11 protein-coding genes and 6 tRNA genes are annotated in these 13,603 nt (G+C 66.8%); 15 read left to right on the top strand and 2 right to left on the bottom strand.

From position 1 onward, the window contains the following. Nucleotides 1-9 precede the first annotated feature (9 nt). The gene (locus tag FOC84_RS20240) at nucleotides 10-720 is read left to right on the top strand and encodes an alanyl-tRNA editing protein (protein ID WP_173146001.1); all 711 of its coding nucleotides are present in this window, start codon (nucleotides 10-12) and stop codon (nucleotides 718-720) included. Nucleotides 721-1,030: 310 nt separating this feature from the next. On the opposite strand, the gene FOC84_RS20235 is transcribed toward FOC84_RS20240, so the two are convergent. Next, nucleotides 1,031-1,795 (bottom strand): phosphatase PAP2 family protein, encoded by a 765-nt coding sequence (locus tag FOC84_RS20235; RefSeq protein ID WP_173146000.1) that lies wholly within the window; start codon nucleotides 1,793-1,795, stop codon nucleotides 1,031-1,033. 169 nt (nucleotides 1,796-1,964) lie between these two features. Here FOC84_RS20235 and miaB point away from each other — a divergent pair, with 169 nt between their 5' ends. The 5 genes from miaB (at nucleotide 1,965) to lnt (ending at nucleotide 7,557) form a co-directional block, all read left to right on the top strand. Next, entirely contained in the window at nucleotides 1,965-3,398 is a 1,434-nt protein-coding gene (miaB, locus tag FOC84_RS20230) for a tRNA (N6-isopentenyl adenosine(37)-C2)-methylthiotransferase MiaB (protein WP_173145999.1), read from the top strand. Next, complete coding sequence (locus FOC84_RS20225) at nucleotides 3,395-4,420, top strand: PhoH family protein (protein ID WP_173145998.1); 1,026 nt, start codon at nucleotides 3,395-3,397, stop codon at nucleotides 4,418-4,420. The genes miaB and FOC84_RS20225 overlap by 4 nt, the downstream gene beginning before the upstream one ends. After that, nucleotides 4,410-4,883, top strand: a complete 474-nt coding sequence (gene ybeY, locus FOC84_RS20220; protein WP_088142296.1) for an rRNA maturation RNase YbeY — start codon at nucleotides 4,410-4,412, stop codon at nucleotides 4,881-4,883. Before FOC84_RS20225 ends, ybeY begins: the two co-directional genes overlap by 11 nt. A 158-nt stretch (nucleotides 4,884-5,041) precedes the next feature. Continuing rightward, complete coding sequence (locus FOC84_RS20215; RefSeq protein WP_173145997.1) at nucleotides 5,042-5,932, top strand: HlyC/CorC family transporter; 891 nt, start codon at nucleotides 5,042-5,044, stop codon at nucleotides 5,930-5,932. Next, on the top strand, nucleotides 5,929-7,557 hold the full coding sequence (gene lnt, locus FOC84_RS20210; protein WP_173145996.1) for an apolipoprotein N-acyltransferase: 1,629 nt from the start codon (nucleotides 5,929-5,931) through the stop codon (nucleotides 7,555-7,557). The genes FOC84_RS20215 and lnt overlap by 4 nt, the downstream gene beginning before the upstream one ends. A 7-nt stretch (nucleotides 7,558-7,564) precedes the next feature. Here lnt and FOC84_RS20205 read toward each other — a convergent pair whose 3' ends face one another. Then, a complete protein-coding gene (locus FOC84_RS20205; RefSeq protein ID WP_173145995.1) occupies nucleotides 7,565-8,620 on the bottom strand; it encodes an aldo/keto reductase in 1,056 nt (351 codons plus the stop codon). 355 nt (nucleotides 8,621-8,975) lie between these two features. On the opposite strand from FOC84_RS20205, the gene FOC84_RS20200 reads away from it, so the two are divergent. From FOC84_RS20200 to FOC84_RS20160, 9 genes are all read left to right on the top strand, one after another. Then, a tRNA-Ala gene (locus tag FOC84_RS20200) sits at nucleotides 8,976-9,051 on the top strand. Nucleotides 9,052-9,090: 39 nt separating this feature from the next. Continuing rightward, nucleotides 9,091-9,166: transfer RNA gene (locus FOC84_RS20195), tRNA-Glu, on the top strand. 63 nt (nucleotides 9,167-9,229) lie between these two features. Continuing rightward, nucleotides 9,230-9,306: transfer RNA gene (locus FOC84_RS20190), tRNA-Asp, on the top strand. Between the two features lie 102 nt (nucleotides 9,307-9,408). Next, nucleotides 9,409-9,484, top strand: a tRNA-Ala gene (locus tag FOC84_RS20185). A gap of 39 nt (nucleotides 9,485-9,523) precedes the next feature. Then, nucleotides 9,524-9,599: transfer RNA gene (locus FOC84_RS20180), tRNA-Glu, on the top strand. A gap of 71 nt (nucleotides 9,600-9,670) precedes the next feature. Further along, a tRNA-Asp gene (locus tag FOC84_RS20175) sits at nucleotides 9,671-9,747 on the top strand. 219 nt (nucleotides 9,748-9,966) lie between these two features. Beyond that, on the top strand, nucleotides 9,967-11,460 hold the full coding sequence (locus FOC84_RS20170; RefSeq protein WP_173145994.1) for a PAS domain S-box protein: 1,494 nt from the start codon (nucleotides 9,967-9,969) through the stop codon (nucleotides 11,458-11,460). Nucleotides 11,461-11,703: 243 nt separating this feature from the next. Continuing rightward, nucleotides 11,704-12,723, top strand: coding sequence for a biotin synthase BioB (gene bioB / locus FOC84_RS20165; protein WP_173145993.1), 1,020 nt, complete (start codon nucleotides 11,704-11,706; stop codon nucleotides 12,721-12,723). After that, a complete protein-coding gene (locus FOC84_RS20160) occupies nucleotides 12,720-13,595 on the top strand; it encodes an EamA family transporter (protein WP_173150296.1) in 876 nt (291 codons plus the stop codon). Before bioB ends, FOC84_RS20160 begins: the two co-directional genes overlap by 4 nt. The last annotated feature ends 8 nt before the right edge of the window (nucleotides 13,596-13,603 follow it).

Genomic DNA, 13,603 nt, shown 5'->3' with positions numbered 1-13,603 from the left:
GACCTGTACATGCCTTCCACTCGCAAGCGTTTCGACGAAGACCCTTATCTGGACCGGTGCGACGCCACGGTGATCGCAGTCGGCCCCGAAGGCGTCGAACTGGACGAGACCGTCTGCTACGCGCGCAGCGGCGGCCAGGCGGGCGACAGCGGCACGCTGACGCTGGCGGACGGCCGCGCGCTGGCGCTGACCGACACCGTCTACGCCGAGGACCGCAAGCGCATCCTGCACGTGCTGGAAGGGGATATCGTGCCGCAGCTGGGCGAGCGCGTTTCGGTGGCCATCGACTGGCCGCGGCGCCATCGCCTCATGCGCCTGCATACCTGTCTGCATCTGCTGGGCGCGTTGGTGCCCGCGCCCGTGACCGGCTGCAGCATTTCGCCCGACTCCGCGCGCGTCGACTTCGACCTGCCCGAATCCACGCTGGACAAGGCCGACCTGACCGAACGCCTGAACGCCCTGATCGACGCCCGCACCGGCGTCAGCATCAACTGCATCACGCCCGAGGAACTGGCGGCCGAACCCGACCTGGTGCGCACCGTGGGAGCAGCGCCTCCGGCAGGCACCGCCAGCATACGCATCGTCGAGATCCCCGGCGTGGACCGCCAGCCCTGTGGCGGCACGCACGTGGCCAACACGGGCGAGATCGGCGCGGTAATCGTTACGAAGATCGAGAAAAAGAGCCGCACCAACCGGCGCGTGGTGGTGAACTTCGCGTAAGGCGTAGCCTGGAGCCGGCCCCTGGCCGGCTTCCTGGACAGTGGCTTATTTTTGCTTCTTCGTGGATTGCGGGTTTGCAGGCAAAGGCCGTGTCGCTTCGTAGGCCGCACGTCGTCGCGGACGGCTGGGTGGCGAGCGCCCACGATTGCGGTCCGGAGCCTTCGCTCCGGACTACCCCGTCCTCATCCTCGTGGCCGCCTGCGGCGGCTGCCTTCGGATTCCGTCGGGCGCATCAAGGTTGCTCGCCACCCAGCCGTCCGCGCCGACGGGCTACCTACGAAGCACAAGCCAACGCCAGCAACAGCAAACCTTACTTTTTCCACCAGCGCCACGGCGCGCGCAAGGGCCATTGGTATCTGGCGCCCAGCACGCGGGGCGCCAGCACATGCCCGACCAGCACCGCGATGCCCGCGGCCGTCATCACGTCGGACAGATAATGGTCCAGGTTGACCAGCCGGCTCATGGCCACCAGCGCGGCCAGCAGCAGGAAGACCCAGCGCCAGCGCGGCGCCAGGATGCCGAGCGTCACCGCCACGGCAAAAGCCGCATAGGTGTGGCTGGACGGGAAGGAGTTGTAGAGCTGCACGCGCGAAAACGACTCGCCCAGCCCGTAGATACCCTTCTCGAAGAACAGCTCGGGACGCGCCCGTGCCACCGAACGCTTGAGCACCAGCACCACCAGGCCGCCCACCGCCAGGGTCGACAGCATCAGCAGGCTGCCGCGCGCCATGCTGGCGTAGCTCATGCGTACCGGATTGCGCCAGCCGCGCGCCAGGCCGACCAGGCCGATCACGTAGAAGGCCAGCGCCACGCCGATATAGGGGCCGCTTTCGCCGAGTTCGCCGATCCATTCGAAGGATTCGTTCACGCCCTCGGAGACCGACTGCTTGATCCACACGGCCAGCGGCAGGTCCACCCACAGCGCGCAGGCGCCGGCGGCCAGCGCCAGGGCGCAGCCCAGCAGCACCCAGGTCAGCGCGGAAAACGGGTTGCGGAACTGCGCGGAATCGGACTGGTCCGCCGCGGCGTCAGTCACGGGAGCGGCCGCCGAAGGCGTCAGGGGATTGGTGTTCATCGGTACCGCTGCAGGGAAATGAGAAATGTTCCTGGGCTCCAAAATCGGCCCAGCACGCTATCGTAACGGCCTGGACGCGCCAGACCAAGAAGCAAATTCGGGCAAGGGTTAAAATCCCCGGTTTCCTACCTTTCTGCCCCCGGGATCTACACCCGTCACGGCGACCATCATGCAAGAAACCACCCTCAAGCGCGCCGACGCCGCGCACGACGGCGCCAGCGCCGCCCTCCCCGCCGCCGACGCCGGCTCCCCCCGCAAGCTCTACATCCGCACCTTCGGCTGCCAGATGAACGAGTACGACTCGGACAAGATGGCCGACGTGCTGCGCGGCGACCAGGGCCTGGAGCTGACCGACAACCCGGAAGACGCCGACGTCATCCTGTTCAACACCTGTTCGGTGCGCGAGAAGGCGCAGGAAAAAGTCTTCTCGGACCTGGGCCGCGTGCAGCACCTGAAGAAGACCAATCCCAACCTGGTGATCGGCGTGGGCGGCTGCGTGGCCAGCCAGGAAGGCGAGGCCATCGTCAAGCGCGCGCCCTACGTGGACGTGGTGTTCGGCCCGCAGACGCTGCACCGCCTGCCAGACCTGATCAAGCGCCGCCGCGACGAAGGCCGTTCGCAGGTGGACATCAGCTTCCCCGAGATCGAAAAGTTCGACAACATGCCGCCGCCCCGCGTGGACGGCGCCACGGCGTTCGTCTCCATCATGGAAGGCTGTAGCAAGTATTGCAGCTTCTGCGTCGTGCCCTACACGCGCGGCGAGGAAGTCTCGCGCCCCTTCGACGACGTGCTGATCGAAGTGGCCGACCTGGCCGACCAGGGCGTGAAGGAAGTGACGCTGCTGGGCCAGAACGTCAACGCCTACCGCGGCCGCATGACGGACAGCGACGAGATCGCCGACTTCGCCATGCTGCTGGAATACGTGCACGAAATCCCGGGCATCGAGCGCATCCGCTACACCACCTCGCACCCCAAGGAAATGACCCAGCGCATGGTGGACGCCTACGCCCGCCTGCCCAAGCTGGTCTCCTTCCTGCACCTGCCGGTGCAGGCCGGCAGCGACCGCGTGCTGGCCGGCATGAAGCGCGGCTACACCACCCTGGAATTCAAGTCGGTGGTGCGCCGCCTGCGCGCTGCCCGCCCCGACCTGACGCTGTCCTCGGACTTCATCGTCGGTTTCCCCGGCGAAACCGAGGAAGACTTCGAAAAGACCATGAAGCTGATCGAGGACGTCGGCTTCGATACCTCGTTCTCGTTCGTGTATTCGCGCCGTCCGGGCACGCCCGCCGCCGACCTGCACGACGACACGCCGCAGGACGTGAAGCTGCGCCGCCTGCAACGCCTGCAGGCGCTGATCAACGAGCAGGCGGCCACGATCGCCCGCAACATGGTCGGCACCCGCCAGCGCCTGCTGGTGGAAGGCCCCTCGCGCCGCGACCCGAACGAACTGATGGGCCGCACCGAGAACAACCGTATCGTGAACTTCGCCGCGCCCGCGCGGCTCATCGGACAAATGGTCGACGTCATCATCACCGAAGCGCACACCAATTCGCTGCGCGCCCGGGTCGCCGACGTGGACCGTGTTTCCCAAGAGGCCGAATGACCACTCCCCGCTCCCGCGCCCGTCGCAGCATGCCCGCCGTCGTCACCCTGGACGGCGACAACACCCACCTGGCCAATCTCTGCGGCCCGCTGGACGAGAACCTGCGGCAGCTGGCCGACGGCATGAACGTCAAGCTGTCGCGCCGCGGCAGCCGCGTCACCATCGAAGGCGAACTGGCGGAACTGGCGGGGCGGGTACTGCGCCGCTTCCATGAACAGGCCGTGCACCGCGCCCTGTCGGTCGACGACATCCAGCTGGGACTGGTCGAGATCGGCGTCGGACGGCAGGAAGAAAAACTCAAGGAAGAGCAGGCCCGCGAAGCGGACCCGCTGCCCGACCTGGACGACGAAAGCGACAGCATCGCCCTGCGCACCAAGCGCAGCGACCTGCGTCCGCGCACCCCGCGCCAGCGCGACTACCTGAACAACATCCTCAAGCACGACATCACCTTCGGCGTCGGTCCCGCCGGCACCGGCAAGACCTGGCTGGCCGTGGCCTGCGCCATCGACGCAATGGAGCGCGACACCGTGCAGCGCCTGGTGCTGACGCGCCCGGCGGTCGAGGCCGGCGAACGACTGGGCTTTCTGCCCGGCGACCTGGCGCAGAAGGTCGACCCGTATCTGCGCCCGCTGTACGACGCGCTGTACGACCTGATGGGTTTCGAAAAGGTGCAACGCCTGTTCGAGAAGCAGACCATCGAGATCGCGCCGCTGGCCTACATGCGCGGGCGCACGCTCAACCACGCCTTCGTCATCCTGGACGAAGCGCAGAACACCACGCCGGAACAGATGAAGATGTTCCTGACGCGGATCGGCTTCGGCAGCAAGGCCGTCATCACCGGCGACCCGTCCCAGGTCGACCTGCCGCGCGGCCAGGACAGCGGCCTGGCGCATGCGGTGAAGGTGCTGCACGACGTGCAGGGCATCGCCACCACCCGATTCACCAGCCGAGACGTGGTGCGCCATCCCCTGGTCGCGCGCATCGTCGACGCCTACGACCGCGCCTCCGAAGATGAAGCCTGAACTGTCCCTGTCCGTGCAGTACGGCGTCGAGGAAGCCCGCCTGCCCCGCTGGCGCCTGCGCCGCTGGGCCGAGCGCGCGCTGGCGGGTGCCGCCGAGGACGGCCTGGTGGCGTTCTCTGCCGCGGAACTCAGCCTGCGCCTGGTCGGCGCGGCCGAAGGCCGGCGCCTGAACCGCGACTTCCGCGGCCGCGACTACGCCACCAATGTGCTGACCTTCGAGTACGGCGTGGATCCGCTGGGCGTGGCGCGCGGCGACATCGTCATGTGCGTGCCGGTGCTGGTGCGCGAGGCCCGCGAACAGCGCAAGGCGCTGCTGGACCACGCCGCCCACCTCACCATCCACGGGGTGCTGCACGCGCTGGGCTACGACCACATCAAGGCGCGCGACGCCAAGCGCATGGAAGCCCTGGAAACCGCCACGCTGGCCGCCATGCGCATCGCCGACCCCTACGTGGCCGCCTGAATCCGCGCGCGCCCTCGGGTCAACCCTGAGAAATTGCCGGAAAATGGCGTACAGCAAGGCGCAGATGGCGGCGGTTCCCCTCATTTTGGGGGCCGCCGTTACAATTTGCAGGCCAGTATCGGTTATGCTGGCCCCTCCATAACTTGTCCTCCCGGACGATGTCTGACCCTTACCCTGCTCCCGAAGCGACTCCTGCTCGCTCAGCCAAACCCGCCACCAAATCCCTTCTAGACCGCCTGCTTTCCCTTGTGCGCCGCCAGCCCGAGGACCGCGAAGGCATCAAGGCCGTTCTGGAAGCCGCGCACGAACGCCAGTTGCTCGACGCGGAATCCTACAAGATGATCAAGGGCGCGCTCGCCGTGTCCGAAGGCACCGTGGGCGACATCATGGTCCCGCGTTCGCGCATGGACCTGCTGGACGTCACGCAGCCCATCCCCTACCTGGTGGCCTCCGTCATCGAGACCGCGCACTCGCGCTTCCCCGTCTACGAAGGCGACCGCGACAACATCATCGGCATCCTGCTGGCCAAGGATCTGCTGCGCTGCATGCTGGAACCCGGCATCGAAGTGCGCTCGCTGGTCCGGCCCGCCGTGTTCATCCCCGAATCCAAGCGCCTGAACGTGCTGCTGCACGAGTTCCGCGCCAGCCGCAACCACCAGGCCATCGTCATCGATGAGCATGGCGGCATTTCCGGCCTGGTCACGATGGAAGACGTGCTGGAACAGATCGTCGGCGACATCGAGGACGAATTCGACGAAACCGAGGAAGATTCCATCTTCCCCGAAGGCGAGAATCAGTGGCGCGTCCTGGCCGCCACCGACATCTCGCACTTCAATGAAGTGTTCGGTTGCCAGTTGCCCGACGACGAGTACGACAGCGTCGGCGGCTGGATGGGCGGACAGCTGGGCCGCATTCCGCGCCGCGGCGACACCGCCGAATTCGACGGCCTGCGCCTGGAAGTGGCCCGCGGCGACGCGCGCCGCGCCATCTGGCTGCGCGTCAAGCGCAACACCCCGGCCCAAGCCACCCGCCCCTCCGACGAAGCATGACCCCAACTCCGCGCAGCCGTACCCTGCGCGGCGCCGCCGGCCTGATGCTGGCGGGCGCCGTGCACGCCCTGACTTTCTCGCCCGGTCCCTTGCCGGATTGGGCGCTGGCGGTCACCCAGGTCCTGATGCTGGCCATCGCCGCCCGCGTCACCCTGTATGCGCCTTCCGCCAAGCAGGCCTGGGCGCGCGGCTGGCTGTTCGGTTTCGCCAGCTATGCGCTGGGCCTGTACTGGATCTTCATCAGCCTGCACCGCTATGGCGACCTGGCCGCGCCGCTGGCCGTGGCCGCGGTGCTGGCGCTGTCGGCCTTCCTGGCGCTGTTCCCGGCCACCGCCAGCGCGCTGGCGCGCCGCTACGCGCCGCTGGCATCGGATTCACCGCCCGCCCGCATCCTGTCGGGCACGCTGGCCTGGGCCGCAATGTGGGCCGCGTTCGAATGGCTGCGCGCCGTGCTGCTGACGGGCTTCCCCTGGCTCAACATCGGCTACGCGCAGGTCGACAGCCCCATTGCCGGCTGGGCGCCGCTGCTCGGCGTGCACGGCATGGCCTTCCTGGCCGCCTTCGTCGCCGCGGCCCTTGCAAGCCTGTGGCAACCCTCGCGCAAGAACGGCACCGGCTCGCGCCATGCCCTGGCCGCCGGCATCGCGCTGGCCCTGGCGGCCGCTGGTTGGCCGCTGTCCCGCATCGACTGGTCCACGCCGTCCGGCGATCCGCTGAACGTGCGCCTGGTCCAGGGCAACATCGGACAATCCCAGAAGTTCGACCCCGCCCTGCTCGACCAGAGCCTGACGCGCCATCTGGACCTGGCGGCCATGCCGCCGGCGCCGGGCGTGCCCGCGCCGCAGTTGATCATCCTGCCGGAAACCGTGCTGCCCATCTTCCAGAACCAGCTCGACCCGCGCGTCTGGGCCGTCTGGCGCGACCTGGCTGCCCAGCGCAAGACAACCATCGCAATGGGCGTGCCGCTGCACGACCGCGTCGATGGCCGCGACCGCTACACCAACAGCGTCATGGGCTTTGACGGCAATACGCCGGTCGAACAGCTCGTGGCCGGCACCACCGCCATGCGCTACGACAAGCGCCACCTGGTGCCTTGGGGCGAATACGTGCCGCCCGGCTTCCACTGGTTCGTGGACATGCTGAACATTCCGCTGGGCGACTTCGACCGCGGCGCGGTGCGCCAGACGCCCTTCGCGGTCGGCGGCCAGCACATCGCGTTCAACATCTGCTACGAAGACCTGTTCGGCCCGGACCTGCTGCCCGCGCTGCAGCCCGGCCCCAACGGCGAACCGGGCGCGACGATACTGGTGAACGTCAGCAACCTGGGCTGGTTTGGCGATTCCTGGGCCTTGCGCCAGCATCTGCAGATCGGCCGCCTGCGCACCATGGAAACGGCGCGGCCCATGCTGACCTCCACCAACACCGGCATTACCGCCGCCATCGATGCCAAGGGCCGCGTGGCAGCCCAGCTCGCGCCGCTGCAGGCCGGCGTGCTGCCGGTCGCCGTGCAAGGCATGACGGGGCTGACGCCCTACGCCCGCTTTGGCGACAAGACCGCGCTGGCCCTGATCGGCCTGGCGCTGATCGCGGCGGTCGGCAGCGGCCGCAAGACGCGCCGCGCCTGAGGCCCCCTCAGGCGAACAGATTGGCCGGCAGCGCGCCGCTCTCTTCGAGCGGGCGCAACGGCCCCACCCCTGCTCCCGTGCGCTCGATCGCATCCGCGATGGCGTCCATGTCTTCGCCGTCCAGTTCGAGCGACGCCGCGCCGAGCAAGCCATCCACCTGAGCCGCGCTGCGGACGCCCACGATGGCGCCCGTCACGCCCGGCCAAGCCAACGTCCAGCCCGCGGCCACGGCCGCCACCGTGGTGCCATGGCGTTCGGCGATGGGCTTGAACGCATCGGCCAGCGCCAGGTTGCGCTCGATGCCCGGCGTAGTGAATTCCGCGTTGCGCGCGCGCCAGTCGTCCGCCGGCAAGGCGCGGGCGCGCTCCAGGCTGAAGCTGCCGGCCAAGAGGCCGGATTGCATCGGGCTGTAGACGATCACCCCGGTCCCGCTCCGCTCGCACCACGGAATCAGATCCGCGCCCGCCGCACGCTGGATGGCCGAGAACGGCGGCTGCAGCGTATCCACATGGCCCAGCGCCTCGGCCTGCTGCAACTGCGCCAGATTGTGGTTGGACAGCCCCACCGCCCTGACCTTGCCCTCCCGCTTCAGGTCCAGCAGTTCCTGCCAGTACACCTCCAAGGGCGTGCCGTCGCCCGCCGGCCAGTGCATCTGGTAGAGATCGATACGCTCCACGCCCAGCCGGCGCAGCGAGTCCTCGACTTCGCGCCGGATGCTGGCCGGCGCGCCGGTGCGCCGCGGCATCGCCTGTGGCTGCTCCGCGGACCAGGTCAGGCCGCATTTGGTGAACACATAAGGCCGCGCGTCCGGCGCCATCTGCGCCAGCGCGCGGCGCACGATTTCCTCGGAATGTCCCAGGCCGTATACCGCCGCGGTGTCGATCCAGTTGATGCCGCGCTCGACGGCGCGGCGGATCGCGGCCACCGATTCGGCGTCGTCCTGCGGCCCCCAGCCCACCGCCCAGCCATTGCCGCCGATGGCCCAGGCGCCCAGCCCGATGCGGGTGATGTCCATGCCGCTCTGGCCCAGCGGGCGCGTGGGGAACGAAGTCTTGCTGCTCATGGCGATGTCCGTGTGTGCGGGTCCGGCGCAAAAAATCTTCCGGATCGGCGAAAAAAATTTCCGTCCACGATAGCATTCCCACAAGTCTTTGATTTACTTGATTTCCGCATCAATCACCTTTGCCCGCCCTGAGCAAGAAAAGCGCAAAATCTGGCCAAAAATGCCTTCCATCCCCTTTTTTTTCCCAACTTTTGGGCTTTTTGTCGCGAAGCGACTTGCACACCAAATTTAGTTCGTGCATAATCTCGTTTCTTCGCCAACGGCACTAAACAAAACCGGCAACGAACTACGAAAAAGCACTCGGTAAAACGTGTGCTCGGTTTCGTAAAACATTGAACGGACTGATTAGAAAGACGGGGGTATAGCTCAGCTGGGAGAGCGCTTGCATGGCATGCAAGAGGTCAGCGGTTCGATCCCGCTTACCTCCACCAGTCAACGGCGAAGGATGTAGTACCAGTTTGCAAGTCCAAGTCCCCTTCGTCTAGAGGCCTAGGACATCACCCTTTCACGGTGAGTACAGGGGTTCGAATCCCCTAGGGGACGCCAGTTTTTCTGGCAGCAGTATGTAGTGATGCAGTTGAAGTGACAATGTTGTGAGTACGCCGCTGCGGAGCGGTAGTTCAGTTGGTTAGAATACCGGCCTGTCACGCCGGGGGTCGCGGGTTCGAGCCCCGTCCGCTCCGCCAAAGCTCTCGCTCAGAGTCTTTCAAGAGCTCCGTTTTCGGGGCTTTTTTGCTTTATATAGTGTGAGACCTTGTTGTCTGTAGTTTGGGACATCGAGGATCCTGGGGGGTATAGCTCAGCTGGGAGAGCGCTTGCATGGCATGCAAGAGGTCAGCGGTTCGATCCCGCTTACCTCCACCAGTCAGCAGTACGATAGTAAAGTAGTTCTGTTTTGTTCAGGTCCCCTTCGTCTAGAGGCCTAGGACATCACCCTTTCACGGTGAGTACAGGGGTTCGAATCCCCTAGGGGACGCCAGTCTTTCTGGCATGTGGTACCAAGCTGCCTTGACACCGCAGTGCATTGAAGAAGTCAAAGCAAACCGCTGCGGAGCGGTAGTTCAGTTGGTTAGAATACCGGCCTGTCACGCCGGGGGTCGCGGGTTCGAGCCCCGTCCGCTCCGCCAAGCACTTTGTGCACGGTTCAAAATTCAGCTTCCATCGAAAGCTCCGGTTCCCGGAGCTTTTTGCATTTCTGCCCGTGGTATTTGCCGTCATCATCAGTCGGCAGCCATCTTCTCTACCCTCCCCCCCTACGCTCAGACTCGTCCATTTCGCCATCTGGACAGCCTTTCAGTGCGCCTTCATTCTCTTTGCGTCGTGCCCTGCGAAAAGAAGAGGACTACGTGACCGCGAACGCCGCCGCTCCCCATCCGCACCGCCAGCATCTGCAACGCATCATCGCGGGCCTGAACGAAGGCATCATCCTGCTCGAAGCGGACGGCGCCATCGCCTGGGCCAATGCCAGCGCGCTCAGGCTGCATGGCGCCGACAAGCTGGAAGATCTGGGCGGCACGCCGGCCGGCTATCGCAAGCGCTATGCCCTCACCTACCGCAACCACCATCGCGTACCCCCCCGCCAGTACCCATTGGACCGGCTGGCCGCGACCGAGCCATTCGACGAACTGCTGCTGGACCTGCTGCGCAAGGACGACGCGGAGTTCCTGCGCAACATACGTGCCAGCGGGCTGAACCTGGACAGTGGCGATGGCGCCGAATATCGCGTCCTGATCCTGTATGACCAGACCGAGCAGATCAACGCCGAAGTACGCTTCGAACGGGCCTTCGGCGCCAATCCCGCGCCCGCCCTCATCTGCCGCCTGTCCGACCTGCGCTATGTGAAGGTGAACCAGGGCTTCCTCGAAATGACCGGCTACGCGCGCGACGCCATCGTGGGCAAGTCGGCCTATGAGCTGGACGTGCTGGACGGCGGCGAGGACAAGGACAACGCGGTCGCCAGCCTCAACGAAGGGCAAACCATCGCGCAGCGCGAGGGCGTGCTGAAACTCGCGGACGGCAGCGTGAAGTTCGTCATCGTCGCGGGCCAGCCCATCGACATGCAGGGCGAGCCATGCATGCTGTTCACCTTCATCGACCTGGAACCCCGCAAGCGCACCGAACTGGCCTTGCGCGAAAGCGAGGAGCGCTTCTCCAAGGCGTTCCGCCTGGCGCCCGTGCCCATGGCCGTCTGCGAGGGCGAAACGCTGCTCGCGCTGGACCTGAACGACGCCTTCGCCACAGTCACCGGCACCTCTGCGCAGGACGGCATCGGCCAGGCCTTGACCGGGTTGGACCTGCAACTTCCCGAAGACCTGGAGGCCAGCCTCAAGCGCGGCGAAAGCGCCCGCAACCGCGACGTGGCATTGGCGGCCAGGGACGGCAGCCGGCTGGACTGCCTGCTGTCGGCCGAACCCGTGACCATCGGCGGCCAGCAGCGCGTGCTGCTGGCGATCCAGGACATCACGGAACGCAAGCGCTCCGAAACCGAACTGCTGACGGCGATCGAGGCTGTCATGCAGGACACCTCCTGGTTCAGCCGCAGCGTCATCGAGAAGCTGGCGCAATTGCGCGAACCCGCGCCCGCCACGCGCGACGTGGCCGAACTGGCGCAGCTCACCTCGCGCGAACGCGAAGTGCTGGGCCTGATGTGCCAGGGCCATGACGATGAAGGCATCGCCCGACAGCTGAAACTGTCGCGCAACACCGTGCGCAACCACGTGGCCACGATCTACAGCAAGATCGGCGTGCACCGCCGCAGCGCGGCCATCGTATGGGCGCGCGACCGCGGCATCACCGGGCACGAGCGTACGCGGCCCCGCGACAAGCGGGCCAAGGACTGACGGCCAGAAACTTACAATTCGATTCAAAATAATCGACTACCCAGTGTCCCCGAAGATGTGCGCGACTTAGAAGTCGGCAACCGTCAAAATCCTCCATTTCCTGAAAAAATAGCGACAACAGGCGGCTAACTTTCGCCTGACGGCCAGCATTGCGCAAACCCTGCGCAGCTTCTTACGATCCGCCGATCCCGCCCTGCCCCATGCCAGCGGCGCGATCCCCGCAAGACCGAAAGGAGCCCACCCATGCAGACCGCCTACATCCCCGTCCCGACCGTCGCCAAGCCGGCCGTCGCCCCCGCCTGGAGCGCCGCCGACATCATGGCGCTCTACGAACTGCCATTCATGGATCTGGTGTTCCGGGCCCAGCAGACGCACCGCGCCCACTTCGATCCGAACGCCATCCAGCTGTCCAGCCTGCTGTCGATCAAGACCGGCGGCTGTCCCGAAGACTGCGCCTATTGCCCGCAGTCCTCGCACTACGACACCGGTCTGGACGCCGACAAGCTGATGCCCCTGGCAGACGTGGTGGCCGCGGCCCGCAAGGCCCAGGAAGGCGGCGCGCAGCGCTTCTGCATGGGCGCCGCCTGGCGCAGCCCCAAGCCACACCACCTGGAGGCGGTGGCCGAGATGGTCAGCGCGGTGAAGGCCCTGGGCCTGGAGACCTGCGTCACGCTGGGCATGTTGCGTGAAGGCCAGGCCGAACAGCTCAAGAGCGCCGGCCTGGACTACTACAACCACAACCTGGACACCTCGCCCGAGTTCTACGGCAAGATCATTTCCACCCGCACCTACCAGGACCGGCTGGACACGTTGGACCGGGTACGCGACGCCGGCATCAACGTGTGCTGCGGCGGCATCGTGGGCCTGGGCGAATCGCGCCGTGAGCGCGCCGGCCTGATCGCCCAGCTGGCCAACATGGAGCCCTATCCCGAGTCCGTGCCGATCAACAATCTGGTGCAGGTGGAAGGCACGCCGCTGGCCGGCGTGGAAGCCCTGGACCCGTTCGAGTTCGTGCGCACCATCGCCGTGGCCCGCATCGCCATGCCGCGCGCGGCGGTGCGCCTGTCCGCGGGCCGCGAAACCATGGACGACGCGTTGCAGGCGCTGTGCTTCATGGCCGGCGCCAACTCCATGTTCTACGGCGATGCCCTGCTGACCACCGCCAATCCGCAGATGGAAGCCGACCAGCGCCTGTTGCAGCGCCTGGGCATGCGCATCGACGCCGCCCAGCACCAGCACCACGACGCCGTGGCATGCCGCTGACCCCGGGCCTGCTCTATCTGCTGGCCAGCGTCGCCTGCAGCGTGACCGTGGCCGTGCTGCTGAAGCTGGCGCGGCGCTACCAGGTGGACGTGCGCCAGGCCATCGCCATGAACTACGCGGTGGCCGCCCTGCTTTGCTGGGCCGTGCTGCGCCCGGACCCGGCCGCGCTGCTGGCGCCGCAAACGCCCTGGCTGGTGCTGGCCGCGCTGGGCGTGCTGCTGCCCAGCGTGTTCCTGGCGATGGCGGCGGCCGTGCGCCATGCCGGCATCGTGCGCAGCGACGCCGCGCAACGCCTGTCGCTGTTCATCCCGCTGCTGGCGGCCTTCCTGCTGTTCGGCGAACCGGTAAGCGGCCGCAAGCTGGCCGCGACCCTGCTGGCCGCCAGCGCCTTGTACTGCCTGCTGCGCCGCGCGCCTCGCACGCAGGCGCCAGGCGAGGACACCCCCGCCAGCAGCCGCGCCATGTGGCTATGGCCGCTGGTGGTCTGGGTGGGCTATGGCGTGATCGACATCCTGTTCAAGCAGATGGCGCGCGCGGGCACGGCCTTCGCGGGCGGGCTGCTGCTGGCCTTCGTCATCGCCGGCCTGCTGATGCTCGCCTATCTGCTGTGGCGCCGGGTGCGCTGCCAGCCGCGCCACCTGGCCGCGGGCGCGGCGCTGGGGCTGGCGAACTTCGGCAACATCCTGACCTACATCCGCGCGCACCAGTCGCTGCCCGAACATCCCGCGCTGGTATTCGCGTCCATGAACATGGGCGTGATCACCCTGGGCACGCTGGTCGGCGCGCTGGCCTTCCGCGAGCCATTGACCCGTCTGAACCTGCTGGGCATCGCCCTGGCCCTGGCGGCCATCACGCTGATGGCGCCCTGGTAAGACACGCC

Source organism: Achromobacter pestifer (assembly GCF_013267355.1).
Lineage (GTDB): Bacteria > Pseudomonadota > Gammaproteobacteria > Burkholderiales > Burkholderiaceae_B > Achromobacter > Achromobacter pestifer_A.
This window is presented reverse-complemented; position numbering and strand designations above follow the sequence as displayed.